We start from the raw sequence: 24,403 nt of genomic DNA on the forward strand, positions 1-24,403 counted from the left end.
GCGTCCACCGGGTCATGGCGACGGTGGTGGTGATCGGGGCGGGACAGTCCGGGCTCTCCGCGGGGTATCACCTGCAGAGACGTGGGTTCACCAGTGCGCTCACCGATCCGGGCGGGCCGCGCACGTTCGTCATCCTGGACGCCGGCAGGGAAGCCGGTGGCGCCTGGAGCCACCGGTGGGAGTCGCTGCGGATGGCGACCGTCAACGGGATCTTCGACCTGCCCCGCTTCCCGAAACCGCCGCTCGACCCGGAGGAGCCCAGCCGGACGGCCGTGCCACGGTACTTCGCCGCATTCGAGCGGGCGACCGGCCTGCCTATTGCGCGTCCGGTGAACGCGACGGCCGTACGCCGCAATGGTCTTGATTTCGATGTTGAAACCGACAGTGGGCACTGGACCGCCCGGACGATCATCAACGCGACCGGGACCTGGGACAACCCGGTGCGGCCGCACTATCCGGGTCAGGAGACGTTCGCCGGGATCCAGATGCACACACGTGACTATGTGTCGGCTTCGCAGTTCGCCGGTCGGCGGGTCGCCGTCGTCGGTGGCGGGATCTCGGCGTTGCAGCAGCTGGAGGAGATCTCGCGGGTCGCGGCGACCTTCTGGTACACGCGGCGGGAGCCGGTGTTCCGCACCGACGGGTTCGAGCCGGAGGTCGCCGGGCGGGAGACGATCGCCAAGGTCGTCGCCGACGTCGAGGCGGGCCGGCCGACCGGCAGTGTCGTGTCCTACACCGGTCTGGCCTGGACGCCGTACGCACTGGCCGCACGCCGGCGCGGCGCCCTGGAGCGGCGGCCGATGTTCACCGCGATCGAACCGTACGGGGTGCGGGAGGCCGACGGGTCGTTCACCTCGGTCGACGCCATCCTGTGGGCCACCGGGTTCAAGGCCTCCCTCGGCCACCTCGAACCGCTCGGGCTGCGCAACGACCTCGGCGGCATCCGGATGATCGGCACCCAGGTGGCGGACGAACCGCGCCTGCACCTGATCGGATTCGGACCGTCCCAGTCGACCGTCGGCGCCAACCGGGCCGGCCGTGACGCGGTCAACGCCCTGGCCACCCTGCTGGACACCGACGGCTTTCACCTCACGCGGAGTGGGTGATGCGCACCCCCGGCACGCGAACGAGCCAGGTGCGCCGACCGGGGGTGCTGAGGCTGACGACGATCTCGACGATCGCGTCGGCGGGCCAGAGCGGGCCCTGACCGGCGCCCGCCCTGAAGCTGCGGCTGGTGCGGAAGCCCTCCGCCTCTTCGAGCGGCGCCACCCAGGCCTCGTCGCCGTACAACACGACGATCCGGTCGGCGCGCAGATACCTCGGCAGGACGCCGCTCCCCTCCGCCTCGACCATCACGCCGGCCGACATCCGGGTCCTGGCCTCGGTCACGATCGGCATGAAGTCGCGATGGGCGCCGCCGGTGACGGCCACCCCGAACTCGCCCATCTGGATCCGATGGGCGGGCGCCTGCGCCAGGACACCGACCGGCACGCCGTCGGCCACCCGGAACATCCGGCCCACCTGAACCTCGGTCAACCACCTGACCGCATCGACCAGCGGCGGCTGCCACCACTCGTCGGGCATCGGATCCATCGGTTCGGGCGCCGCGAGCGGCACCCGGCCGGCCAGCACCAGATCGAGCAGGACGTCCTGGAACGAGGAGTCGACCACGCCGCCGCGGAAGATCCGCCGGTAAGCGACCGCGCCGGCCCAGATGTCGATGATGGCTTCGGCGTCGACGTCCGGCGCGAGGTCACCGCGGGCCGTGGCCCGTTGCAGGGCGGCCAGCATCGCTCCGCGCCAGGTCCTCTCCCCCTCGTCACGCACCATCGCGATCGCATCGTCGTCGTGGACCTGCCGCAACGACAGCGACAGCGCGATCCGTTCGATGGCCGGGCGGCTGGTGTAGGCGACGATGAGGTGTTGCAGCGCGAGCTTCAGCTCCGCACGGCTGTCGCCGAGGTCCGGGATGTCGGCGATCAGATGGGGCGGCTCGATCGAATCGGCGATCAGCCGGTGCATGTCCGGCCACCGCAGGTACACCCGCGCGGCCTCCACACCCGCGCGCTCGGCCACGGCATGCTGGTTGAGGTCATGCGCCGCCCAGTGAGCGACCAGCAGCTGACGGGCCGCGGTGAGAACGGCGGCCTCGGAGTCCGGATCGAGCGGCGACGATTCCCCCATGAGGCCGAGCGTACGACGACGGCGCCCACCGCGGGACCCCGCTCAGAGCCGGGCCCGCAGCTCCCGCACGACCCGGTGCCAGTCGTCGGCGAACGCGTTCTCCGCGTGCAGGAGGAAGATCCACATGTCGTGCACGCCCAGGACACCGGAGGCAGCCGAAGCCGCCTGTCCCCGCAGCCACACCGGGTCCCGATGCTGCGGCACCGACTCGTCGCGGGCGCGCGCCCGCACCGCGAGTTCCCCTGTCATGTCGCGGATCGCCCGCGCGGTCTCCTCGTCGATCGGCGTGCCCGCCCGGTGTGCCTCGATCGCCCGCAGCAGCGCCGGATCGCCGAGGTCGAAATCCTCGGCGAGGGTCTGGATCAGCCAGGCGAACGCGGTGTGCCGACGGGGGTTCTCCCTGTCCATGAGCCGTGCGAAGACCTCCGCTTTGAGCGTCGTCGCCGACGGGCCATCGGGTATCGGCTCCGCGATCAGGACCGGATGCGGCTGCTCCAACCAGGCGGCGTCGAGTCGCACACCGGTCCGGACCTCGGTCAGCGCCAGCATCGCGGCCTGCCACGAACCGCCGGCCGCGGCCCACAGCGGCTCCTGCCCGGCCTCCAGCGCGGCCGGTTCGGACCCTTCGCGCCGAGCCGGGTCCCGGCCGTCGAACTGGGTGACGACCTCGTCGGAAGCCGCATAGCTGAAGGCGTTGTCGCCCTCGGCGGTCCAGTAGGCGCCGAACACCTGGTTCGATCTACGGCTGAGCAGTCGCAGCACCACCGGCCGGCCGGCTTGGGATCCGTTCACCTCCAGCAGCGTCACCGTGCCGTCGGTCTCGTCCAGATACCAACGCGGCTGCCGTCTGTCGTCGCCGATCGGCCGATGCCGCTGGACAGTGTCCGGGTCGCCGCCCAGTCGCCTGATGATCGACGCGAGGTCCGTCTGGCCGGTGATCACGGTCCACGACATCGCGCCGGTGGTCCCCGCGTGCGGTCCGGTCAGCAGGTCGCGGTATCGGCGGAGTATCTCGTCGTAGCCGCGATCATTCGGCTCGGCGGGTGCCGGCCGGCGGGGTGGGGCCTTGTCGGCGGGAACCCAGCCCAGCTCCCGGCTCGGACTGACCGTCGCCCGGTAGTTCCGGCCGGTGGCTCCGGACGGCCACTCGCTGCTCAGACTCGGGTCGTGGCCGAGCAGGGCGTCACGGATGTCGGTCAGCATCTCGGTGATGCCGCGCCAGTGGACCACCGAGTTGCCGTAGTAGTCCTCGTGGTTGAAATACTTGACGGAGCCGTAGTCCGGGCCGTCACGCAGGTCCACGTACAGGCAGTCTCCGCAGTGGTTGTCCCCGATCGGCAGGTAGTGCGGATGAAAGCCCACGAACTCGGGCTCTTCCTCGTCATCCTCCCAGTCGTCGTCATCGTCGTCATCGTCGTCCTCTTCGAGCAACGACTCCGCGATCTCCAGCCGCCCCGCGCGATTCGCCAGGGCCTCCCGGCAGGAGATGGGGGTGAAACCCGACGGCAGCAGGTCGACGATCGGGACGGCGCCGTCGGCCTGCTGCCACCACTGCCGCAGCTCCTCCGGTAACGGGCGGCCGACCGCCGCCTCGACCTCGGAGATCAACGAGGCCGGGGCCGGCGGGCGGAGCCGCCCCGCATCGGCGGGCACGTGAGTCCGCAGCCACGTGACGATCTCGCCCCAGAGGGCGGGCACCTGATCAGCCATGCCCCGATCATGCCGCCGGGGCGGCCGGGACTCACGTGGATCACTCAACGTGGATCACTCAACGTGGATCAGGCCGGGCTCACCGGCCGTCGAGAATGACCAGCTCGGAACGGCCGCTCGCGGTGCCGGTCTTCTGGATCATCATGAGGTCGGGGCGCTTGTCGTCGTTCCAATCGGTGATCAGCATGTCGAGGTGCGTGGTGGCGCCCGGTGCGGTGTCCGCCTCCAGCAGTTTGCGCTGCAGGTTCGACGCGCCGTCCAGAGCCCGCAGCCGGGTCTTGCCCTCGACCGTGCCGGACTCCTCGACGACGACCAGGTCGGGATGACGGTCATTGTTGAGATCGGTGACGATCACCCGGTGGTCGGTGCTCGCGGGCTCCGCCGTCACGGTGACCGGCAACAGGTGCTTCTGGAAGGTCGACGCGCCGTCCAGCACCTGGACCTCCATCCGGCCCCCGGCCGCTCCCGAGACCCGGGTGACCACGAGGTCGGGGCGGTTGTCGCCGTTCCAGTCGGTCGCGGTGAACCGGTGGTTCCCGTCGGTGGCGGGAAGCGCCGTCGCGGTCTGCAGCAGCACCTGCCGGTAGGCGGTGGCACCGTCGAGGACGCTGATCTCGGCCTTCCCGCTCGCGGTGCCGGACCGCTGCACCACCACGAGGTCCGGGCGCTTGTCACCGTTCCAGTCGGCGAACGAATACGCGTGCCGGTCATCGGTCGCACCGAGCGCGGTCGGCCGGTCCAGCAGCAGCGACGTGAAGTCGGTGGCGCCGTCCATGATCCGGACCTCGGTGCGGCCGGTGACGGTCGGCGAACCCTTCACCACCAGCAGGTCGGGGCGGCCGTCACCGTTCCAGTCGGTGAGGGCCACCTCGTGACGGCCCTCCAGCGTGCCCAGCTGGGTGCCCGCTGCGATCAGCGCCCGCTGGAACGGGCCCGTCGCCGCCGCCGGCGCGGACGACAGGCCCGGGGCGGCCGGACGGTCCCACAGCTGCGCCACGATCAGCTCGGCGTCGTGTGCCTCCGGCGAATAGGCCGCCGGATAGGCCGACCGCTGCACACGCTGGCAGATCGCCCCGATGTCGCCACGCATCCAGGTGTCACCCGGATATTTGCGCAGCATCGAACTGAGGAAGGCGTTCGTCGCATACTCCACGTCGAGCAGCTGGTCGGGCCGGCCCCAGCCCTGCGACGGCCGCTGCTGGAACAGGCCGAGACTGTCGTGGTCGTAGACGACCGCGTGATTGTGCAGGGTGCTCTCGGCGATCGCCGTGGTCACGGCGATGACCGCCGCACGCGGGGCGAGCCCGCGGGCCTTGACGGCGGCGACGATCGCGCGAGCGCAGGCGATGCTGCGACCGTTCACCGACCCGCCGAGCCGCCGCCCGTTCATCGCCGGGCGCAGCTGCGAGGCCACCGCATGGTCATCCGACGTCACGGCACCGGGCAGGCACGGCGCCTGCGCTCCGGCCCCGGACTCCGCCGGAGCCGCCTGCGCCGCCGCCGGCGCACACCAGCACGCCGCGGCCGCGACCGTCATCACCGACAGGATCCGTCGAGCCGATCGCCTGTGTTTCCTTGCCATATTGCACGGACCCCCGTCCACCGCCTGATTACCGCATCAATCTGTCACACATCTCCATTCACCCGAAAGGCGTACCGGTAGGTGGGTCAGGAAGTGCGCACGCCGGTCAGGGTGGCGCGGTAGCCGCTCGGACCACAGTGGGGGCCGCCGCGGCCGCGCAACCGCAGTTCACCGGACAGGCTGCCGTCGGCGTTGATCCGGTACGTGGCGGTGCCGCCGCCCGGCGAGTACAGGCAGGTGCTCAGCGACGGACGCGCCGTCCACATGCTGGTCATCAGCTTCCGGAGCCGCTGGTCGGGGTCGACGGTGATCTGGTTCCCGCTGACGGCGACGTGTGCCAGGTCGAGATTCGCCCGGCCGACCGGGAAACAGGAGCTGTTGCTGCCGTACCAGATGGCGCCGGTGGCCGGCCGTCCGGCGGGGAAGCCGGCCATGAGGCAGACGTCGCCCCGGTTGACCCCGTTGGCGGTGCCCGTCCGGGTGATCGTGCGGTGCAGCGTGACCGTGCCACCGATGGTGAACCGCTGCCCCGACACCGTGCCGTCGATGGTGACCCGCCACGACGCGACCGCCGGCGGTGCCGCCACCGAGGCGGGTGCGGCCGAGGCGGGTGCGGCCGTTGACAGACCGGCGAGTACGGCCGCGGCGACGGCGAGGTTCCGCAACGTCCTAGGCATGGGGCTCCTTCTCGGCGAGTGGTGCGTCGGGACGAGGAGAAGGTTCGCAGGCGGGACGCCGGAAAACGGCCGTGCGGGCGCCGGGCTCACTCCGGCGGACGGCGATCCACCTTGGCGGGTTCGCGCGTTCGGCCGAGGCGGCGAACCGACCGGACCGGCGACCCACCGATCCGACTGAGTTGGTTAGGCTAACCTGACCCGGTCACGACCGCGGTGAGCCCGCGACGAACCCGGTGGTCGGCAACGCTCAAGCCGGAGCGGCAACAGCCGATAGCGACGGCATGAGCGATGCCGGTGCGCTGGGACTGCTGTCGCCGTTCGTCGGCGGAACCTACTACGGCAGTCTCGTTGCCGGTGTCGCCGCGGCGGCCGAACTCTACGGTCGCCGGCTGATCGCGATCCAGACCCTGGACGCGGCAGCCGACCTGGCCGTCACGGGCGGTGACCCGGCCTTCGACGCACCCGTGTCGTGGGACCACATCAGTGGTTTCGTCGTCCTGGCCGACGCCGTCCACCCCGACTACCTGGTCCGGCTGGAGCAGGCCGGCAAGCCGGTGGTGCTCGTCGGTCACACCGTCGCCGGCGTGGAACGTCCGGCGGTGCTGCCCGACAACGCCGCTGGCATCCGGGCGGTGGTCACCCACCTGATCCGTGACCACGGGTGCCGGCGCATCGCCTTCACCGGCCACCTCGCGGCGTCCGACATCCGGGAGCGCCACGACGCGTATCTGGAGGTGCTGTCGGCGCACGGCCTGGAGCCGGGCGTGTTCCTGCCGGCCGGTAACAACGTGGAGAGCGGCATCGGCTGGACCGCCGAGGACTTCCTGCGCCAGGGCCGGCCCGACGCGCTGGTCACGGCGACCGACCGCAACGCGATCGGCGCCCTGCGGGTGCTGGCGGCCGGTGGCCTGAACTGTCCCGGCGACATCCGGGTGACCGGTTTCGACGACATCGACGAGGCCAGCCTGCTCCGGGCCGAACTGGCCAGCGTCAGCCAGCCGCTGGACGCGATGGGCCGCCGCGCGGTCGACCTGCTGATCCGGCGGCTGGACGGGCTGGACGTGCCGGCGGTCCCGCACCTGTTCCCGACCCGGTTCGTGCCGCGCAGCTCGTGCGGGTGCACCGGGTTCGCCGAGCGGCTCCCGGAGGTGGTCACCGACGACGCGCTGGCGCGTCTGGGCGAGCGGCTCACCGGGGTGCTGCCGACGGTCTCCGAGGACGGGACCTGGGCCGCCGCGACGACCGCTGAAGCACTGCTGGCCACGGCCGCCGGTGACACCTCGGGGATCGGCGCGGCGGCGGCCGAGTTGCAGACGGTCCTGACCACCAGCCCCGACCCGGACGCCTTGCGCATCATCTGCCGGGCGGTGCAGGAGTACGCGGCCGGGATCCCGGCCNNNNACGACGCGCCGACGGCGAATCGGATCGGGTACGGCGTACAGGCGATCATGCTCTTTCTCGGTCGTGCCCGCCGTCGCGCCCAGCTCGCCGACAAGCTGCACCTGCGGTCGCTGATCAGCGTCAACTACACCCTCAACCGGGCGTTGCTGCACCGCCGTGACGTCGAGCCGCAGGATCCGTCCTGGCTGGGGCTCACCCCGGCGACCGCCGGGTCGATCGCGCTGCGCCGGACCGACGGCCGGCTGTCCCGGACGCGGGGCTGGCGCCGCCGTCCCGGCCCGATGATCCCGCCCGGTCCGACGGCTGTCGCGTCGTTCCCGCCCGTCCAGTTGCTGGAGGCGGCCGAGCCCGGTGAGACGGTGTTCGTGGTACGGGCCAAGGTCGGCGACAGCGACCGGGGCTGGCTCGCCCTCGTCGACACCGTCGAGAACCGGGTCGAGGACGGCCGGGAGATGGTCAACCAGTGTGCCGCGCTGCTGACCATCGCTCTCGACCTGCGCGACCAGGAGCAGCAGCTGATGTGGGAGGCCCAGTCCGACCGGCTGACCGGCCTGCCGAACCGGGCGTCGTTCATGGCGTCACTGGAGGCCGCGATCGTGCGCCGCCGCACCGAGGCCCGCCCGGCTGTCGTGCTCTTCCTCGACCTCGACGGATTCAAGCAGGTCAACGACGAGCTGGGCCATCACACCGGCGACGCCCTGCTGGTCGTCGTCGCCGAACGGCTACGGCACTGCCTGCGCCGCGAGGACGTGGTCGGCCGGTTCGGCGGCGATGAATTCCTGGTCCTCCTCGACGAGGTGGAGCCGGGCCCGGAACTGGACCGTCTGGTCGAGCGGATCAATGCGGCGATCTCCTCGCCGTACCGGTTCGGTGAGCATGTCGTGCACGTCGGCGTCAGCGTCGGGACGGCCGAGTGCGGCACCGGCACGACCGTGGAGCAGGTGCTCCAGGACGCCGACCGCTCGATGTACCGCGTCAAGGCCGCCCACCGGGACACACCGGCTCACCTGAAGCGGTACGCCGCCGCCGGGTGATCGTCACGGACCCGGGTGGCACCGGGCCCGTAGAGACTCTCCCGCAACGTGGTCCCCTCGTACGCACCGCGCACCAGCCCACGCCGTCGCAGCTCCGGAACCGCCAGGTCGACGAAATCACGGAAGGTGACCGGCGGCACCGGGTCGGCGATGTTGAAGCCGTCCACCCCGGATTCCCCGGCCCACCTCTCCAGCTCGTCGGCGACGGTCGACGGGCTGCCCACGATCACCGGGCCGCCACCGCCCACCCCGACGAACTCGGCGATCGCCCGTGGCGTCCACGTCCGGTCCGGGTCGAGGGTGGTGAACAGCTCGACCATGCCCCGGATGCCGTCGGTCTCCACGTATTCGAGGGGTTTGTCGAGATCGAGGGCGGACAGGTCGATGTGCATCAGGGCGCTCCAGCGGGCCAGGGCGCCCTCGACGCTGGCGTACCGCTGGTAGTCGGCCAGTTTCGCCCGCGCCTCGGCGTCGGTCTCGGCGACGATCACCGTGGCGATCGCGAAGATCTTCAGCGCCGACGGGTCCCGGCCGGCCACCGCGGCCTCGGCCCGGAAACCGGTGACCAGGGTCCGGGCCATCGACGGCAGATAGGCCGACAGGAACACGCCCTCGGCGTGCCGCCCGGCGAACGCCTGCCCGACGCGGGACGTGCCGGCCTGGTAGAGGACCGGGGTCCGCAGCACACCCGGCTCGGACAGTGCGATCCCCGGCACCTGGTAATACGTGCCGGAATGCTCGATCGGCCGCACCCGGGACGGGTCGGCGAAGACGTCACCCGAGCGGACCACGGCGTCGTCGGCCCAGCTGCCCTCCCACAGCTTGTAGACGACCTGCATGAACTCCTCGGCCTTGGCGTACCGCTCGTCGTGCGGCAGCTGCCGGTCCAGTCCCAGGTTGCGGGCCGCGCTGTCCAGTGCGGACGTGACGATGTTCCAGCCGATCCGGCCGCCGGTCAGATGGTCCAGCGTGGTCATCTTGCGGGCGAACGCGTACGGCAGCTCGTAGGTCGACGAGACGGTGGCCACGAAACCCAGGTGCTCGGTCGCCGCCGCCATGGCACTGATCGGCAGCAGCGGATCGTCGGTCGGTGTCTGGATGCCGTCGCGCAGCGCCGCGTCGACACTGCCCTGGTAGACGTCGAGCGGCCCGAGGGCGTCGGCCACGAACAGCGCGTCGAAACCCCCGCGTTCGAGGATCCTCGCGGTCTCCACCCAGTAGGACAGGTCGCGGTAGCGGTGCGCCTGGCTGTCCGGGTGCCGCCACAGTCCGATCGCGGTGTGACCCACCGTCGACTGCCGCAGCCCGTTGAGGCTGATCCTCATGTCGTCACTCCCCGGCGTTCTCGATGATCAGGTCCGCGTTCTCGCGGACCTCCTCGGCCGCGTAGAACGCGTCCTCGTGCGCGGCCCAACGGGCCCAATGCGGGGCATAGGTGGTCCCATCCCGGCCGAGAGCGCGCCGCTTGCGGATCTCGGTGGGGCTGTCGACCCAGACAACCCCTGCGGCGTACGGCCGGAGCACTCCCGCCCCGGCTCCGACGCCCTCGACGACCAGCCAATCGGCGTCGGGAACCACGTGTTCCTCGGCGTACTCCCCGGCTGCCCAGTCCCACCGGCGCCACACCGCGGGCCGTCCGGCGGCCAGCGGCACCATCACCCGCTGGTGCAGCTCGCTGACGCCCTCGTCGAGGCCGTCCCAGCCGGCGTACAGGTCGTCCATGTGGATCAGCGGTGCCGCCAGCCGCTCGGCGACGGCCCGGGCGAGCGTCGTCTTGCCCGCCCCGGACCGCCCCTCGACGACGAGGACCCGCCGCCCACCGGCCCTCGCCTCCCGGCCGGCGGCCCAGGCCAGCACCCGTTCGGCGGCCGCTTCGAGAGCCCCGGTCACGGCACCGCCAGAACCCGGTCGGGGGTGATCCGCAGGACCACCCGGGCCGCCTCCTCGCGTTCGTCGCCCCGCTCGTGGGCGGCACCGGTGTAGCGCCGGGCCAGCTCGTCGACCAGGGTGTGCGCGTCCTCGTCGGTGACCCTGGCGGTCCCCCGGATCTCGGTGTAGCGGGCCGGCCGGGCCCGGTCGTAGAGCAGCACCGTCACCCGTGGATCCCGCTCGATGTTGCGGACCTTGCGCCGGCCCGACTTGGTGGCCATCAGCAGGTCGTCGCCGTCCCGGCCGACCCACATCACCGACAGCCGGGCGGTGCCGTCCGGGTCGAGCGTGGACAGCACCGCGAACTCCGGCCGGTCAACCAGCTCGGTCACGCGCGCGCCGAGGATCATGACCGGCCCAGTTGGATCGGGAGGGACTCGTCGGCCGACCACTCCTCCAGGGAACCGTCGTAGAGGGCCACGTCGTCGCGGCCCAGCGCGGTCAGCGCCACGCCGAGGGTCGCGGCCGAGATGCCGCCCCCGCAGTAGAGCCAGATCGGCGCCGGGTCGGCGAGCAGCCCGGCGAGGTCGGATCGCAGCTCGTCCAGCGGCCGGAACCGCCCGTCCCCGTCGAGCAGGGACCGCGCCGGGAGGTTACCGGTGCCGGGGATGTGCCCGCGCCGCGAGTAGCGGGTCGGGACCTCCCCGGCATAGGCCTCCGGGTTGAGCGCGCACAGCACCGTCGCCTCGGTTTCCCCCGCTGACCACCGTCGCAGGTCCGCCAGCTCGACCCACCGGCCGTCGCGCGGGCGCGCTGCCACGGCACCCGCGGCGGCCGGGACGATGACGTCGGTGACGGGAAGGCCGGCAGAGCGCCAGGCGGCCAGGCCGCCGTCGAGGACGCAGGCGTCGACACCGATCCAGTTCAGGAGCCACCACAGGCGGGCCGCCCAGATGCCGCCGGCCCGGTCGTAGGTGACGACCGGGACTCCGTCGCGGACGCCCAGGTCGGCCAGGCGCGCGGCAAGGGCCTCGGGAGCCGGGCGGGCGAAGTGGTAGGCGGCCGACGGATCGCTCAGGTCGTGCAGCAGATCGGCGTGCAGCGAGCCCGGGATGTGGGCCCGCTCCCAGCCGGGGCGGCCGGACGCCGAGCGGTGATCGCCGTCGTGTGCTGCCGCGGCGAGTTCGACCGTCGCGTCCAGGATCGTCACGGGACCCTGCTCACGGCGTACCGCCAAGTCGGCCGGACCAAGAATCGGACCGGTCATCGCGGCATCACCGGGAGCCGGGGGAAGGCCGCGATGCGGGAGACGGCGCCGGTCATCGCGGGATCACCGTGAGCCGGGCGGCGGCCGCGGGGTTGATCGCCTGTCGCCAGTCGAACGCCTCGGGGAGGATGCCGGCGTCGGCGAGCCACGTCGTGTACGGGGTCATCAGTTCGGAACGGATGCCGCCCCAGCGATCGCCGTCGAACCACGTCGGCGTGATCAATTCGAGGGAGCGGGCCAGGATCGGCCGCGGGAAGTACGGGATGACCCGGTCCATCACGTCCAGCGCCAGCGCCGGATCGTCGGCGGCGGCCCGGTAGCCGCGTTCGGTGGCCGCCAGGAACGCCTCGATCAGCGACGGGTCGGTCAGCGCGGGCCCGGTGCCGAGCAGGTACGAGTGGTACGGCGGCGCACCGATCTCGTCGACCGGCCAGACGATCCGCTGCTCGCCGGGGAGCTGGGCGAACAGGGCGTCCCAGGCCCAGTACCCACCGAAGGTGGCGTCGACCTCGCCGGCCGCGATGTCGTCCACGGACAGTTCGCGGTAGCCGCTGTCGACCAGGATCACCGCGTCCGGGTCGCCGCCGTCGGCCGCGACCAGGTGCCGGACCATCGCCACGCCGCGCGGGGTCGGGTTGAGGGCCAGGCGCTTGCCGGCCAGCTCGCGGGGCCGGGTGATGCCCCGGCCGACGACGGTCTGGATCGTCTCCATGCCGCGGTGGTTGATCGACGCGACGGCGGTCAGCGGCTGGCCGGCGGCACTGCGCACGAGCAGCCGGTTGGCCGGGAAGACACCCAGGTGGACCTCTCCTCGGGCCAGGTGTTCGAGGGTGTCGCCGCGCAGCGAGTCGAAGACGGTGAGCTCGACGTCCAGGCCGGCGTCGCGGTACCAGCCCTGGCGGCTGGCCACGTACAGGCCGGCGGCGTTGGTCCAGGGGTGGAAGTATTCGAGCATCACGCGTACGTGGGTGAGGGTCATCGTGGTGCACCTGTCAGGAGATCGGTGAGGCGGCGGCGCAGCTTGACGAACTCGGGGTCGTCGACGACGTCGTCGCGGCGGGGACGGTCGAAGGGGACGGTGATCTTCTCCAGGATCGTGGCGGGGCGCCGGGAGAAGACGTAGACGGTGTCGGAGAGCAGCAGCGCCTCCTCGATGTTGTGGGTGACGAACAGGACGGCACGCCGGTTCGCCTCCCAGATGTCCAGCAGCCAGCGGTGCATCTCGATGCGGGTCATCGCGTCGAGCGCGCTGAACGGCTCGTCGAGGCAGAGCAACGGCTGGTCCGAGAGCAGGGCCCGCAGGAAGGCGACACGTTGCTGCATGCCTCCGGAGAGCTGATGGGGGTACGCCGTGGCGAACTCGCCCAGCCCGACGCGGGCCAGCCACTCCCGTGCCTGTGCCTTGTCGGCCCTGCCACGGATCTCCTGGGCGAGCACGACGTTGGCTTCGATGGTCCGCCAGGGCATGAGGGCCGGCTGTTGAGGCATGTAGCCGATGCGGCCTCTCTTGACCGCTTCCCCTTCAACCGAGATGTCGCCTTTTTCGGACTTCAGGAGACCACCGATCAGGTGGAAGAGCGTGCTCTTGCCACTTCCGGAGGGCCCGACGATGGAAACGAACTCCCCCGCGGCCACCGTCAGCGAAATGTCCGAGATAACGGACAGGTCGCCGAACGAGTGGCTGAGGTGACTTACTGCCAAGGCGTCAGTCACGGCGACGACCCTTCACGGTCAACTTCTCCAGGAGTACGACCAGCCCGAACACCAGCAGCGCCAGCGTGATCACGATGCCGATCGCGACGAACATCCGGTCCGCCCGGAACGCCGACTTCTGGATCATCATGTACTGCCCGATCCCCTTCTCCGCCCCCAGCCACTCGGAGATCACCGCGCCGAACACGCTGTAGGTGGCCGCGATCTTGAGCCCGGAGAACATCGTGGGCAGCGCGTGCGGCCACTGCAGCTTGGTGAACAGCTGCCGCCGGTTCGCCCCGCTCATCAGCAGGAAGTCGGTGATCAGCGGATCGCTGCGGCGCAGCCCGTCGAGGGTGGCCACGGCGACCGGGAAGAAGCAGACCAGGATGATCACCACGAGCTTGGGGGCCAGCCCGAACCCGAGCCACACCACCAGCAGCGGGGCGATCGCGATGACCGGCACGTTCTGGCTGATCACCAGGAGCGGGTAGACCGCGGCCCGGACCAGGGGGATCAGGTGCAGCAGGACGGCGACGACGAGGCCGGTGGCCACGCCGGCGCCGAAGCCGTACAGGGTGAGCTCGGTCGTGGCCAGGGTGTGATCGAGCAGCGCCTCGTGCTGGAGCAGTGCCGCGTCCCAGATGTCCTTCGGACTGGGCAGCAGCCAGGTGTCGATGCCGCTGACGACGGTGTAGACCTGCCAGCCGGCGATCAGCAGGATCAGCGTGATCGCCGGTGGCAGTGCTCTGCGGAGGGTCACGCCGACGGCAGGAAGTCGTTGGTGAACGCCTTCGTGCCGTCCCCCTTGGTGGAGATCACCTTCTTCTCCAGCAGCCAGTCGGAGAACCCGGTCCAGATCTCGGACTTCTGCTCACCCCAGCGGGCGGCGTCGTCCTGGTACTTGGGGCTGAGCCACTCCTGGCTCTTCTTGACCAGGTCCGCGTCGAGGTCGGGAGCGGCCTTGAGCAGGATGTCCGCCGACTCCGCGGAGTTCTTGGCGGCGTAGGTGTACCCCTGGGAGACCGCCGCGGTGAACTTCTTGACCAGCTCGGCGTCGCCGGAGACCCGCTTCTCGTTGGTGATCAGGATCGGGGTGTAGAAGTCGAGGGCCGGGTCGTAGTCCTTGACGTACTGGATGTTGACCGGCTCACCGCGCAGCTCGGCCTCGATACCGGTCCAGCCGTAGAAGATCCACTCGAAGTCGATCCCCTTCTTGGTGGCGGCGAAGAAGTCGGAATCCCCCACGTTCACCGTCTTGATCTTGCTCGCGTCACCGCCGTCGGCCGCCACCACCGCCTGGAGCAGCGGCGCCTCGACCGGGCCGCCCCAGCCGCCGTAGGTCTTACCCACGTAGTCGGCCGGCCGGCTCAGGTTGCGGTCCTTGGGCGAGGCGAACCCGGAGGTGTTGTGCTGGATGATCGCGGCGATCGAGACCAGCGGGGCACCCTCGGCGCGGGCCTGGGTGAGCGCCTCCTGGGCACTGATCGCGAACGGGATCTTGTCCGCGGCGACCAGGGCGGACGGATCCGCGTCGCCGGGCTGGACGATCTCCACGTCGAGGCCCTGCGCGGCGAAGTAGCCCTTCTCCTTCGCGACGTACAGGCCGGTGTGGTTGGTGTTCGGCGTCCAGTCCAGGGCGACCTGGACCTTGGTGAGCCCGGCGGCCGTCGTGGCGTTCTCCTCGTCGCCCGCACCGCAGCCGGCGAGGACCAGGGAGGCGGCGGCGATGGCGGCGAGCGCCCGGCGGCGGCTGATCACAGTGTTCATCAGGGGTGACTTTCGCGTTGATCTTCGTTGGTCCGAGGCGCAACGTACGCCCGCCCACGACCACCCACCAGAGAACAGTGACCGGCATTACATATCTTTCCCACATATCAGACTGATTTGATAGGAATGGATGCCTCGGCGCTCAGGCGCCCCCGTTGATCGCGCCGGTACGCAACGCGCCCTCCTTGACCTTCCACTTGTCCAGCAGCGAGTCGTACGTGCCGTCGTTGATCAGGGAGTACAACGCCGTCTGCACCGCCGCGGTCAGCGCCTTGCGGTCCTTGGCGACACCGATACCGTACGGAATGGCCTCGATCTGCGGCCCGGACAGCTCCAGCACCGGCATCTTCTCGACGTCGAGCGCCGCGATCGGGAAGTCGTTGAGCGCCGCGTCCGCCTTCTTGTCGCGCACGTCCATCGACGGGCTCGTGCTGAGCACGACGGTCAGGCCCCTGCTGCCGCACGAGTCCTTCTGCGCCCGGGCCATCTCGACGAAGACCGTGTCCGGCTGGGCGGCGACCCGGCGCCCGCACAGGCCGGGCATGCCCCCGATGTCACCGGCTCCCTTGGGCACCACGATGGACGTGCCCGCGTTGAGGTAGTCGACGAAATCGGCCTTCTCCTGCCGCTGCGACCGGTCGAACATCGACGAGATCGAGAAGTCGATGTCGTGCCCCGCCACCTTGTCGAGCAGCTCACCGAAGGGCACGTTCCGCCACTCGATCGTCAGCCCGAGCCGCTGGCCGATCGCCTCGGCGATGTCGACGTCCAGCCCGGTGAAGGCCGAACCCTTCATGAACGTCATCGGCTCGAACGTGGGATCGGTCCCCCCGGTGAGACTCCCCCGCTTCGCGATGTCCGCGGGCAGGGCGGCACGGGCCTCGGCGAGCCGGTCGACCGGCACACCGCCGTCCACCTGCGCCGCCGTGCAGCCGCCGGCGAGAAGAGCGACCCCGACCGCTACCGCGACGAACCGCATGACGACCTCGACACCTTCAGGTCAAATTCCCCTTATGCGTACGTTGAACACACTACCGTGCGATATGGGAGGCAGTCGTGACCTTCACCATTCGACGGCAGATCGCCGCACTCGCCGCGGCCGGCTTCGCGCTGGTCATCGTGGCCGGAGCGATCGGATACCGGGGCACCTGGGCCATCGCCGACGAGCAGGCCACCGCCCGTGACGCGGCGGCCGCGCTCACCGCCGCACAGTCGGTCGACAAGGCGCGGGCGCTGTTCCGCGGCAACATCCTCGCCACGCTGGTCACCAACAACGCCACCGAACGCCAGACCGTTCTCGACCTGCTCGGCCAGAACGTCGCCCAGGCCCGCACCGGCATCGACGACGTCATCCGCTACCTGCCCGGCGTCCGCCCCAGCGCCGACGCGGTCCTGCCGGTCCTCGACGAGCTGATCGCCTCCGGCCAGCGCATCGTCACCCTGGCCAGCCGGGTCGCCTCCGACCCGACCCGCAAGGCCGCGCTCGCCGCCCGGCCCGCCTACGACACCGTCGACGCCAGAGCCGCCGACGCCCTCGGCGAACTCACCGCCGCGATCAGCCTGCGCGTCAAACAGGCCTACGAACAGGCGACCTCGGTGGCCCGTAACGCACAGACCCTGACCCTGATCACCTGCGCCCTGGCCGCCCTGCTCCTCGGCGGCACCGCCCTCATGCTGGCCCGCCGGATCGCCCGCCGCATGGACCACAGCCTGGCCGCCGCCCGGTCCATCGCGGAATACGATCTCACCGTCGACGCCACACTCCCCGGCGGCGACGAGCTGGCCCAGCTCGGCGACAGCCTCAACGCCATCGTCGGCTCCCTGCGCGCCGCCATGGTCGAGATCGGCGGCAACGCCAACTCGGTCGCCGCCGCCTCCGAACAACTCACCGCCACCAGCCGCCAGCTCTCCGCCGGCGCCGGAACCGCCTCCGCCGAAGCCGACCGGGCCAGCAGCGAGATCAGCCAGGTCACCGCCAGCGTCAGCGAGGCGACGACCGCCGCTCAAGGCCTCGAAACGTCCATCCAGGAGATCACCACGGCGGTCAGCGAGGCCGCGGCCGTGGCCCGCGAGGCCGTCGAGCTCGCCGAGACCACCAACCAGACGATCGAGCGCCTGCGCAGCTCCAGCGACGAGGTCTCGGCCGTGGTCAGCATCATCACCGCCATCGCCGAACAGACCAACCTGCTCGCTCTCAACGCCACCATCGAAGCCGCCCGCGCCGGCGAACACGGCAAGGGCTTCGCCGTGGTGGCCGGCGAGGTGAAGGACCTGTCCCAGGAGACGGCCTCGGCCACCGGCGACATCTCCCAGAAGGTCGCCGCCATGCAACGTGACACCAGCGGTGCCTCCGACGCCATCTCCCGCATCAGCCAGGTCATCGACCGCATCGACCAGCTACAGCAGTCGATCACCGGTGCGGTCGAGCATCAGACCCGCGCCACCGGGCAGATCGTCGCCAGCGTCAACACCGCCGTACGCTCCGCCAGCGGAGTGGGCGGCTCCATCACCAGCGTCGCCGACGCGACCACCCTCACCCACGAGGCAGCGGGCCAGACCGAAGCCGCCGCGACCGAACTGTCCCACCTGTCCCACCAGCTACGGCTGCTGTCCGACCGGTTCCGCCACTGACGGCCCGGCCACACCCACGAACGCCGCGATGATCCGGTGCACTGGCATCGATGTCGGTCGATCGGTCTGTCCTCGACCTCTTCAGCGAACTCACGCTGGCCGCCGGGCGCGTTCAAGGACGGCGACCGGCGGCACCGGCGGAGCGGGCGGTCGGCCGGCCTCGGGGTGGAGTTCGACTCGTACTGGCTGTCCGCCCGGGAGATGGCCGGCCTCGCTGCCTGCGCCGGCTTCGACGCGGTCTTCCAGGGCGGCCGGCCGCCCGAGGGCCCGGAGTCCTGCCCGCAGGGTTTCCTGCTGCTCCGGAAGGGGTGATACGAGGGCGTCCGGAGGCGTGACGCCGGGGCCGCCGAAGGGCGTGACACCGAGCCGGGCGTCGGCCTCGGCGGGCGGGACTGGACGATCACCGATACGGTCGAGGCATGTCCGGCAGCGCATTGATCATGTATGAGACCAGCAACGATGGCGTCACCCTGCGTGCCGCGCTAGCCGGGGAGCTCGACCTCGCCGACGCCGACGAGGTCCGTGACAACCTCGCGGCGGCGGCGAGCGCCTCGGCGTACCGGTTCCTGCAGATCGACGTCTCCGCGGTGACCCTCATCGACTCGTACGCGCTGGGCGCCCTCGTCAGCGTCCGCAACGCCTCCGCCGCCGCCGGTGTCACCGTGACGTTGAGCAACCCGTCGGCGCCGGTGCTCCGGGCGATCCAGGTGACCGGCCTGTCCGAGGTGTTCGGCCTGCCACCACTGCCATCCGGCGATTCGTGACCACGACTTTCGTTGACACCGGAGGCTGTCCGGTTCCGACTTCACACTGACGATTCGCGCGCCGATTCCCGGGATTCTTTACCGCATCCCACCCCCTCGGAGAGGAATCGGTATGCGCAAGGTATTCATCGTCGTCGCGATCGTTCTCACGGTCCTGTGCGGTGGCGTCGGCTGGACCGTCTACCAGTGGATCGACCTCGGCCGGGAACTGTCGCAGGCCTCCATCACCCGCGAACAGTTCGACGCCCAGCGGACCGGCACGCCCCGGGCGCAGGTGCTGGCCGCACTGCCCGCACCGCTGACCGACATCACCGACGAGGAGCTCTACGGCGGTGACCCGGGCCGGAACGGCGCACCGTCCGGCGCGTCGTGCGTCTACTACGGCATCGACCCGGTCACCGTGGAGGGCCCCGATCTGTGGCGTCTCTGCTTCGTCGACGGTGCGCTCGCCGAGAAGAGTGCCGTCACCATTCCGGAGAAGCGGTGAACCCGGTGCTGGCAGCCGTCCTCGTCATCGGCGCGGCCGGCCTGCTGATGCTGATCGTCGCCCACTGGCTGGAACAGCGTGCGGCACCACCCCGTGAGCTGGACGAACGCGCCCGCGCGGAAGTCAGGGCCGCACTGGATCACGACGGCCTGGTGACATCGGTCAGGATCTACCGCGAGCGGACCGGGTCCGGCCTGCTCGACGCCTATGAGGCGGTCCGCCGGATCGCCCGCGACCGGCGGTAGAGAGGTGCACATGATCAGCGGTTGGCGTGAGCGGATCGCCGGGGCCGGCACATGGCGCCTGGTCTACGAGGTCTGCCTGGTCGCCCTGGTGACGGCCGGTGCCACGGTGCCGGCCGCGGCGGCGAGCTGGTATCCGCTCGCGCCGTGGGTGGTCGGCCTGACCACCCCGGTGGTGATGCTGCTGCGCCTGGTCGACCCGCTCGCCGCCTACCTCGCCGCGGCGGTGATCGGACTCGGTACGGGCGGTCCGAGCACCGTGCTCCTGGTGGTGCTGAGCGCGTCGCTGGCGTACCGCGCCGCCCGCTTCTGGCAGGTCCTGACCGGGCTCGGCGTCGGCTGGATCTGTTTCGTGGCCTCCCTCTACTGGGAGGAGCCGCTGACCGTGAAGTGGCTGGTGCTGCTGTCGGCCCTGTTCGCGCTGCTGGCGTGCGCACCGGCCGGGGTGGCCCGGTTCGTGCGGCGCCGCCGGACCCTGCTGGCCGCGATGCACCGGCGCAACGTGCAGTTGCACAGCCGGCAGGGTGAGATCGCCCGGCAGGCGCAGGTCCGCGAGCGGACCCGGATCGCCCGTGACCTGCACGATTCGCTGGGTCACAAGCTGACGCTGATCTCCCTCTACGCGGCGATGATGCGCGACGGCGACAACGATCGGGAGAAGACCGCCGATCTGGTACGGCAGGCGTCCTCGGCGGCGATGACAGAGCTGCGGCAGATCCTCGGACTGCTCGGACAGGACGACACCCAGCCGGAGGTACGCCCGCTGACCGGCCTGGACGAGCTGGCGGACCGGGCGCGGGCGTCCGGTGCCCGGGTCGAGGTGGTGCGCGAGGGTGAACCCCGCCCGCTGGCCGCCCTGACCGAGCACGCCGCCTACCGGGTGATCCAGGAGGGACTGACCAACGCCCTGCGCCACGCCCACGGCGGTGCGATCGTGCTGCTGCTGCGCTACGAGCCGGACGCGCTGATCGCCCGGGTGACCAACACCGCCGGGCAGCGGGTGGTCGGCGCCACCTCCGGTCAGGGCCTGCTCGGGCTGGCCGAACGTGTCCGGGTCGCGGGCGGGGTGCTCTATCACGGTCCGGCACCGGACGGCGGTTTCCGGCTGGCGGCGACCCTCGCCTACCCGCAGGGTGAACCGGCGGTCCCGGCCGTCGAGCCGGTCCCGCCCGGCCCGGATTTCGCCACCCTGGTCGACCGGGACCGGCGGCGGTCCCGGCTGATCCTGGCGACGACCGCATTGTCGATCGCCGGGTTCCTGCTGCTCTGCGGTGCCGGGGTGTGGCTGACGGCCGCCCTGGTCGCCGTCGACCGGGAGACCTTCGACGCGATCCGCACCGGCGATACCGAGAAGTCGGTCCGCGAGCGGCTGCCCGACGCCGAGGCGGCGACGACCGGCGTGCCGGGCGGCCGGGCGGTACCGGGCGCCACCTGCGTGGACTATCAGGCGTCGCTGCTCGACCAGCTCGGTGCCGAGACCGGTGAGATGATCTACCGATTCTGCTTCCGGGACGGCGTGCTGGTCGACAAGCAGGCCATCGAGAGGACTCCATGAGCGAGACACTGCGGGTGGTGCTGGCGGACGACGACTCGCTGATCCGCACCGCGATCGACGCGATCCTGCGCCCGGCCGAGGGCATCGAGCTGGTCGCGCAGGCGGCCGACGGGCGGTCCGCGGTCGACTTGGCGGTCCGGCACCGGCCCGACGTGGCGCTGCTGGACATCCAGATGCCGGTGATGGACGGTCTGGCCGCGCTGCGCGAGATCCGCCACCTGGCCCCGGCCGTGCAGGTCGTCATGCTGACCACGTTCGATCAGGACGAGTTCGTCGCGCGGGCCCTCGACTCGGGGGCGGCCGGTTTCCTGCTGAAGGAGTCGGCCGCCGAGGAGCTGGCGTTCGCGATCCGGGCCGCCGCGTCGGGTAACGCCTACCTCTCCCCCAAGGTCACCCGTCAGGTCCTCGACCGGCTGCCGGCCGCACCGACCGGCCCCGACCGGGACCGGGAGAAGATCGAGGCGCTCAGCGGCCGCGAACGGGAGGTACTGGTGCTGCTGGCCCAGGGACTGTCCAACGCCGAGATCGGGCAGCAGCTGTTCGTCTCGGAGGGGACGGTCAAGACCCATGTCTACCGGCTGTTCACGAAACTCGGCTGTGAGAACCGTGTCCAGGCCGCGCTCCTCGCCCAGCGGGCCGGACTGCTGACCTGACGTTATCCGGGTGCGGCCGGGCTCGGTGGCGCGTTACGGTTCCCCGATGCGTACCAGTGAGGAGATCTATCACCGGGTGCGCTGGGATCCGCGGCTCGATCCGGCCCGGTTCGTGTTCGGCATCGACCTGCACGGCGCCGAGGCCAAGCTGGTGCCGTTGCCCGCGTTCGTGCCCGGCGGTGACATCCCCTGGCACCGGGTGCTGTTCGTCGAGGCCGACGGCGAGCGGGTGTGGGACCGCACGACCGGCGTGGACCGTCTCGACACCACGGCGGCCGGCCGGGTCCGGGTGCGGCGCCGGCTGGGTGCGCCGTTCTTCACCGCCCGCACCCCGCACGCCTGGCACGAGGTCGACGGCTGGGTCCCGGCCCCGCCGCGGGCCACCTCCCCCGTCACCACGCTGCGGGTTCTCACCTGGAACACGTTGTGGGACCGCTACGACGCCGACCGCATCGACACCGTCCGGCGGAGGCCGCTGCTGGTCGCCGAGCTGAAACGGGCCGACGCCGACGTGATCGCGCTCCAGGAGGTGGAGCGTGGCCTGCTGGACTGGCTGCTCGCCGCGGACTGGGTGCGCCGTGATTACACGCTGTGCACCGATCCGGGCGGGCGGGACGTCGACGTGAGCGGGATGCTGCTGCTCAGCCGGGTTCCGGTGCTGGAGGCGGGGCGGCACGTCCTCGGGCCGCACAAGCAGGTCACCGCGATCACCGTGGACGGTCCGGTGGTGGTGGCGGCGGTCCATCTCACCAGCGATCACTCCGCCGACGGTCCGGGGCGGCGCGCCACCGAGCTGACCGAACTGGCGGCCGGGCTGTCCGGGCTGGACGCACCGGTCGTGCTGGTCGGCGACTTCAACGACGGCGGCGACACCCCGGCCCGGCGGCTCGCGCTGCGTGACGCGTGGAGTGAGACGCACGGTCCGGAGGATGGGACGGCCACCTACGACCCGGGCCGTAATCCGCTGGCCGCGATCGGTTCGCTGACCGGGCAGGCGTCGCGGCTGGACCGGGTCCTCCTGCGGGGCGCCGAGCTGACCGTCGCCGGGGCGGGGCTCGCGGGTGACGTACCCCGGGAAGGTCTTTTCGCCTCCGATCACTTCGGTGTGGTCGTCGATGTGACGGTCGGGTCGCCACCGACCGTGACGGTCGAGGCACGGCCGACGGCACGGACGGCGGTGGCGTGGCTGCCTCCGCGGCGGCTGTGGCCTCCGGTCCAGGAGGTGCGGCGGGCGCTCGATCCGCAGGTCGACCGGTGGCCGCCGCACGTCAACGTGCTCTTCGGTTTCCTGCCGGAGGCCGATTTCGAGGACGCCGCGTCCCATCTGGCCGCCGCGGCCGCCGAGGTCTCCCCGTTCGAGGCAACCCTTGACGGGGTACGGACATTCGCGCACCGTGACGACGCCACCCTCTGGCTCGACCCGGCCGCCGCCGGCCCGGCACCGTGGGCGACGCTGCACAGCGCGTTGCAACGCCGATTCCCCCAGTGCCGGGGCCGCGCCGACGGCTACACACCCCACCTGACCCTGGGCCGCACCACGGAGTCCGCCGCAGAGTCCGCCGCCGGGCCCGGCCGGGATGCCGGTCTCCAGCGGTTCGGGCCGGCTGTCGCCGCGTTGCGGCCGGTCACGGCAACGGTGGACCGGCTGGTGCTGCTTTCACGGCGGGCCGACGAACCGATGCGGGCCCGGGCGGAACTCCTGCTCGGCACCGGTGAGCTGCGCTGGCTGCCCGACCCGGAACCGCCGGTACCCGCCACCGTGGACGTCTCCGGGGTTCTCGACGCGCTGCGGGCGGCGCTGCCCGAGGGGATCGTCCACCTCGCCGGGTCACGGCGGCTGCGCTGCGACCTGCCCGGTGCAGACCTGGATCTGGTGGCCGCGCTTCCCGGTGCGGCCGATGCGGACGATCTGTGCCGCCGGGTCGCCGAGGCGCTCGGTCCGGGGTGGTCGGTGCGGCCGGTGACCGGCGCGCGGGTGCCCGGCCTGCGGTTGCGGAGCCGTGGTCTCGCCGTCGACCTGGTCACCGTCGGCTGCGGCGGGCTGCCGGTCGAGACGGCGGTCGACCGGCGGGCGGAGTTGGACGAGTCGTCGGCGATCGCGTTGAGTGCCGTGTCGGATGCCGAGGCCGTTCTGGCAGCGACGGCCGGGGTGCCCGGGTTCACCGCTCTGGCCCGCTCGGTGAAGGCCTGGGCCCGGTTCCGGGGGCTGGACTCGGCACCGTTCGGCGGGCTGCCCGGCCTGGCGTGGACGGTGCTGGCGGCCCGGACCGCCCGGGACGCCGGTGACCTGGCTCCGGCCGAGTTGCTGCGGCACTTCTTCGGCACGTGGGCGGCCTGGGACTGGATCGAGCCGGTCGCCCTCACCGACGCTGTCACGGGGCTGACGGAGGCGTACCCGATGATGGTTTTGACCCCCTCTTCTCCGGTCCGGACCTGTACCGGGCAGGTCGGTGCCGGGTTCGCGGACCTGGTGGTGCAGGAGCTCTACCAGTCGTGGGAGGGGCAGGCCGCGACGCCGCCGCACCGCAGGCACCGGGCGTGGGCCGTGCTGACGGTCGAGCCGGTGGCGGGTGAGCCGTTCGAGGAGACCGTCGGCCGGTTCCGTGGCCGGGTGCGGGCGCTGTTGTCCGTGCTGGAGGAGGCCGGCGTCACCGACGCGCACGCGTGGCCTCGGCCGTTCACCAGCGGTCCTGAGCTGCGCGAATACGCCGTCGGTCTCGGTCGCCGCCCGCCCGGCGCCGCCGCCCTGGCCACCATCCTGTCCGGCTGGCTCGCCGCGATGCCGGGCGTCCGCGCCGACCACGTCGACGGCGCGGCGGTACCCACCCTGCACTGATCCGCCCGCGGCCGCCGCACCACTCCCCGCCGGCCCGCACCCCTTCCCA

Annotated in this window: 23 protein-coding genes; 10 read left to right on the top strand and 13 right to left on the bottom strand. The window is 71.4% G+C overall.

Going from position 1 to position 24,403, the window contains the following annotated elements:
- Positions 1-14 precede the first annotated feature (14 nt).
- Positions 15-1,106 carry a flavin-containing monooxygenase gene (locus tag ACFO0C_RS28575; protein ID WP_378069788.1) on the top strand — a complete coding sequence of 364 codons (1,092 nt, stop codon included), beginning with the start codon at positions 15-17 and terminating at the stop codon, positions 1,104-1,106.
- Here the strand turns inward: ACFO0C_RS28575 and ACFO0C_RS28580 are convergent.
- The 4 genes from ACFO0C_RS28580 to ACFO0C_RS28595 all read right to left on the bottom strand — a co-directional run bounded on the left by ACFO0C_RS28580 (position 1,090) and on the right by ACFO0C_RS28595 (position 6,153).
- Positions 1,090-2,184: a TetR-like C-terminal domain-containing protein gene (locus ACFO0C_RS28580; protein ID WP_378069789.1), complete on the bottom strand. Its 1,095-nt coding sequence runs from the start codon at positions 2,182-2,184 to the stop codon at positions 1,090-1,092. The genes ACFO0C_RS28575 and ACFO0C_RS28580 overlap by 17 nt on opposite strands.
- A gap of 42 nt (positions 2,185-2,226) precedes the next feature.
- Positions 2,227-3,894, bottom strand: a complete 1,668-nt coding sequence (locus ACFO0C_RS28585) for an SMI1/KNR4 family protein (RefSeq protein WP_378069790.1) — start codon at positions 3,892-3,894, stop codon at positions 2,227-2,229.
- A 79-nt stretch (positions 3,895-3,973) separates the two neighbouring features.
- The gene (locus ACFO0C_RS28590) at positions 3,974-5,431 is read right to left on the bottom strand and encodes an FG-GAP repeat domain-containing protein (RefSeq protein ID WP_378069791.1); all 1,458 of its coding nucleotides are present in this window, start codon (positions 5,429-5,431) and stop codon (positions 3,974-3,976) included.
- A gap of 131 nt (positions 5,432-5,562) precedes the next feature.
- Positions 5,563-6,153: a hypothetical protein gene (locus ACFO0C_RS28595; RefSeq protein ID WP_378069792.1), complete on the bottom strand. Its 591-nt coding sequence runs from the start codon at positions 6,151-6,153 to the stop codon at positions 5,563-5,565.
- A gap of 281 nt (positions 6,154-6,434) precedes the next feature.
- Here ACFO0C_RS28595 and ACFO0C_RS28600 point away from each other — a divergent pair, with 281 nt between their 5' ends.
- Positions 6,435-8,588 (top strand): diguanylate cyclase domain-containing protein, encoded by a 2,154-nt coding sequence (locus ACFO0C_RS28600; protein WP_378069793.1) that lies wholly within the window; start codon positions 6,435-6,437, stop codon positions 8,586-8,588.
- Here ACFO0C_RS28600 and ACFO0C_RS28605 read toward each other — a convergent pair.
- The 9 genes from ACFO0C_RS28605 to ACFO0C_RS28645 form a co-directional block, all read right to left on the bottom strand.
- A complete protein-coding gene (locus tag ACFO0C_RS28605) occupies positions 8,558-9,913 on the bottom strand; it encodes an LLM class flavin-dependent oxidoreductase (RefSeq protein WP_378069794.1) in 1,356 nt (451 codons plus the stop codon). The genes ACFO0C_RS28600 and ACFO0C_RS28605 overlap by 31 nt on opposite strands.
- A 4-nt stretch (positions 9,914-9,917) precedes the next feature.
- On the bottom strand, positions 9,918-10,478 hold the full coding sequence (locus ACFO0C_RS28610) for a dephospho-CoA kinase (RefSeq protein WP_378069795.1): 561 nt from the start codon (positions 10,476-10,478) through the stop codon (positions 9,918-9,920).
- Positions 10,475-10,849 carry a PPOX class F420-dependent oxidoreductase gene (locus ACFO0C_RS28615; RefSeq protein WP_378069796.1) on the bottom strand — a complete coding sequence of 125 codons (375 nt, stop codon included), beginning with the start codon at positions 10,847-10,849 and terminating at the stop codon, positions 10,475-10,477. The genes ACFO0C_RS28610 and ACFO0C_RS28615 overlap by 4 nt, the downstream gene beginning before the upstream one ends.
- A gap of 14 nt (positions 10,850-10,863) precedes the next feature.
- Positions 10,864-11,724: a sulfurtransferase gene (locus ACFO0C_RS28620; RefSeq protein ID WP_378069797.1), complete on the bottom strand. Its 861-nt coding sequence runs from the start codon at positions 11,722-11,724 to the stop codon at positions 10,864-10,866.
- A 52-nt stretch (positions 11,725-11,776) separates the two neighbouring features.
- A complete protein-coding gene (locus ACFO0C_RS28625; RefSeq protein WP_378069798.1) occupies positions 11,777-12,703 on the bottom strand; it encodes an ABC transporter substrate-binding protein in 927 nt (308 codons plus the stop codon).
- Positions 12,700-13,437, bottom strand: a complete 738-nt coding sequence (locus tag ACFO0C_RS28630; protein WP_378069799.1) for an ABC transporter ATP-binding protein — start codon at positions 13,435-13,437, stop codon at positions 12,700-12,702. Before ACFO0C_RS28630 ends, ACFO0C_RS28625 begins: the two co-directional genes overlap by 4 nt.
- Positions 13,430-14,179: an ABC transporter permease gene (locus ACFO0C_RS28635; RefSeq protein ID WP_378069800.1), complete on the bottom strand. Its 750-nt coding sequence runs from the start codon at positions 14,177-14,179 to the stop codon at positions 13,430-13,432. Before ACFO0C_RS28635 ends, ACFO0C_RS28630 begins: the two co-directional genes overlap by 8 nt.
- Positions 14,176-15,186, bottom strand: a complete 1,011-nt coding sequence (locus ACFO0C_RS28640; RefSeq protein WP_378069801.1) for an ABC transporter substrate-binding protein — start codon at positions 15,184-15,186, stop codon at positions 14,176-14,178. Before ACFO0C_RS28640 ends, ACFO0C_RS28635 begins: the two co-directional genes overlap by 4 nt.
- A 142-nt stretch (positions 15,187-15,328) precedes the next feature.
- A complete protein-coding gene (locus tag ACFO0C_RS28645; protein WP_378069802.1) occupies positions 15,329-16,165 on the bottom strand; it encodes a transporter substrate-binding domain-containing protein in 837 nt (278 codons plus the stop codon).
- A 77-nt stretch (positions 16,166-16,242) separates the two neighbouring features.
- Here ACFO0C_RS28645 and ACFO0C_RS28650 point away from each other — a divergent pair, with 77 nt between their 5' ends.
- The 8 genes from ACFO0C_RS28650 (at position 16,243) to ACFO0C_RS28685 (ending at position 24,354) form a co-directional block, all read left to right on the top strand.
- Positions 16,243-17,817: a methyl-accepting chemotaxis protein gene (locus ACFO0C_RS28650; protein WP_378069803.1), complete on the top strand. Its 1,575-nt coding sequence runs from the start codon at positions 16,243-16,245 to the stop codon at positions 17,815-17,817.
- 165 nt (positions 17,818-17,982) lie between these two features.
- Positions 17,983-18,129: a hypothetical protein gene (locus ACFO0C_RS28655; protein ID WP_378069804.1), complete on the top strand. Its 147-nt coding sequence runs from the start codon at positions 17,983-17,985 to the stop codon at positions 18,127-18,129.
- Positions 18,130-18,236: 107 nt separating this feature from the next.
- Positions 18,237-18,581, top strand: coding sequence for an STAS domain-containing protein (locus ACFO0C_RS28660; RefSeq protein ID WP_378069805.1), 345 nt, complete (start codon positions 18,237-18,239; stop codon positions 18,579-18,581).
- 112 nt (positions 18,582-18,693) lie between these two features.
- Entirely contained in the window at positions 18,694-19,068 is a 375-nt protein-coding gene (locus tag ACFO0C_RS28665; RefSeq protein WP_378069806.1) for a hypothetical protein, read from the top strand.
- Positions 19,065-19,313 (top strand): hypothetical protein, encoded by a 249-nt coding sequence (locus ACFO0C_RS28670; protein WP_378069807.1) that lies wholly within the window; start codon positions 19,065-19,067, stop codon positions 19,311-19,313. Before ACFO0C_RS28665 ends, ACFO0C_RS28670 begins: the two co-directional genes overlap by 4 nt.
- Before the next feature lie 10 nt (positions 19,314-19,323).
- Entirely contained in the window at positions 19,324-20,865 is a 1,542-nt protein-coding gene (locus ACFO0C_RS28675; RefSeq protein ID WP_378069808.1) for a sensor histidine kinase, read from the top strand.
- Positions 20,862-21,518: a response regulator gene (locus ACFO0C_RS28680; RefSeq protein ID WP_378069809.1), complete on the top strand. Its 657-nt coding sequence runs from the start codon at positions 20,862-20,864 to the stop codon at positions 21,516-21,518. Before ACFO0C_RS28675 ends, ACFO0C_RS28680 begins: the two co-directional genes overlap by 4 nt.
- A gap of 46 nt (positions 21,519-21,564) precedes the next feature.
- Positions 21,565-24,354 (top strand): poly(A) polymerase, encoded by a 2,790-nt coding sequence (locus ACFO0C_RS28685; protein WP_378069810.1) that lies wholly within the window; start codon positions 21,565-21,567, stop codon positions 24,352-24,354.
- The last annotated feature ends 49 nt before the right edge of the window (positions 24,355-24,403 follow it).

It is taken from the genome of Actinoplanes subglobosus, from assembly GCF_042650585.1.
Taxonomy (GTDB): Bacteria; Actinomycetota; Actinomycetes; order Mycobacteriales; family Micromonosporaceae; genus Actinoplanes; species Actinoplanes subglobosus.

Coding starts and splice junctions, on each gene's coding strand:
- ACFO0C_RS28625 (WP_378069798.1), bottom strand. CDS start 12,703: ATGACCCTCACCCACGTACGCGTGATGCTCGAATACTTCCACCCCTGG.
- ACFO0C_RS28595 (WP_378069792.1), bottom strand. CDS start 6,153: ATGCCTAGGACGTTGCGGAACCTCGCCGTCGCCGCGGCCGTACTCGCC.
- ACFO0C_RS28685 (WP_378069810.1), top strand. CDS start 21,565: ATGCGTACCAGTGAGGAGATCTATCACCGGGTGCGCTGGGATCCGCGG.
- ACFO0C_RS28665 (WP_378069806.1), top strand. CDS start 18,694: ATGCGCAAGGTATTCATCGTCGTCGCGATCGTTCTCACGGTCCTGTGC.
- ACFO0C_RS28675 (WP_378069808.1), top strand. CDS start 19,324: ATGATCAGCGGTTGGCGTGAGCGGATCGCCGGGGCCGGCACATGGCGC.
- ACFO0C_RS28580 (WP_378069789.1), bottom strand. CDS start 2,184: ATGGGGGAATCGTCGCCGCTCGATCCGGACTCCGAGGCCGCCGTTCTC.
- ACFO0C_RS28680 (WP_378069809.1), top strand. CDS start 20,862: ATGAGCGAGACACTGCGGGTGGTGCTGGCGGACGACGACTCGCTGATC.
- ACFO0C_RS28605 (WP_378069794.1), bottom strand. CDS start 9,913: ATGAGGATCAGCCTCAACGGGCTGCGGCAGTCGACGGTGGGTCACACC.
- ACFO0C_RS28590 (WP_378069791.1), bottom strand. CDS start 5,431: ATGACGGTCGCGGCCGCGGCGTGCTGGTGTGCGCCGGCGGCGGCGCAG.
- ACFO0C_RS28640 (WP_378069801.1), bottom strand. CDS start 15,186: ATGAACACTGTGATCAGCCGCCGCCGGGCGCTCGCCGCCATCGCCGCC.
- ACFO0C_RS28620 (WP_378069797.1), bottom strand. CDS start 11,724: ATGACCGGTCCGATTCTTGGTCCGGCCGACTTGGCGGTACGCCGTGAG.
- ACFO0C_RS28645 (WP_378069802.1), bottom strand. CDS start 16,165: ATGCGGTTCGTCGCGGTAGCGGTCGGGGTCGCTCTTCTCGCCGGCGGC.
- ACFO0C_RS28585 (WP_378069790.1), bottom strand. CDS start 3,894: ATGGCTGATCAGGTGCCCGCCCTCTGGGGCGAGATCGTCACGTGGCTG.
- ACFO0C_RS28575 (WP_378069788.1), top strand. CDS start 15: ATGGCGACGGTGGTGGTGATCGGGGCGGGACAGTCCGGGCTCTCCGCG.
- ACFO0C_RS28660 (WP_378069805.1), top strand. CDS start 18,237: ATGTCCGGCAGCGCATTGATCATGTATGAGACCAGCAACGATGGCGTC.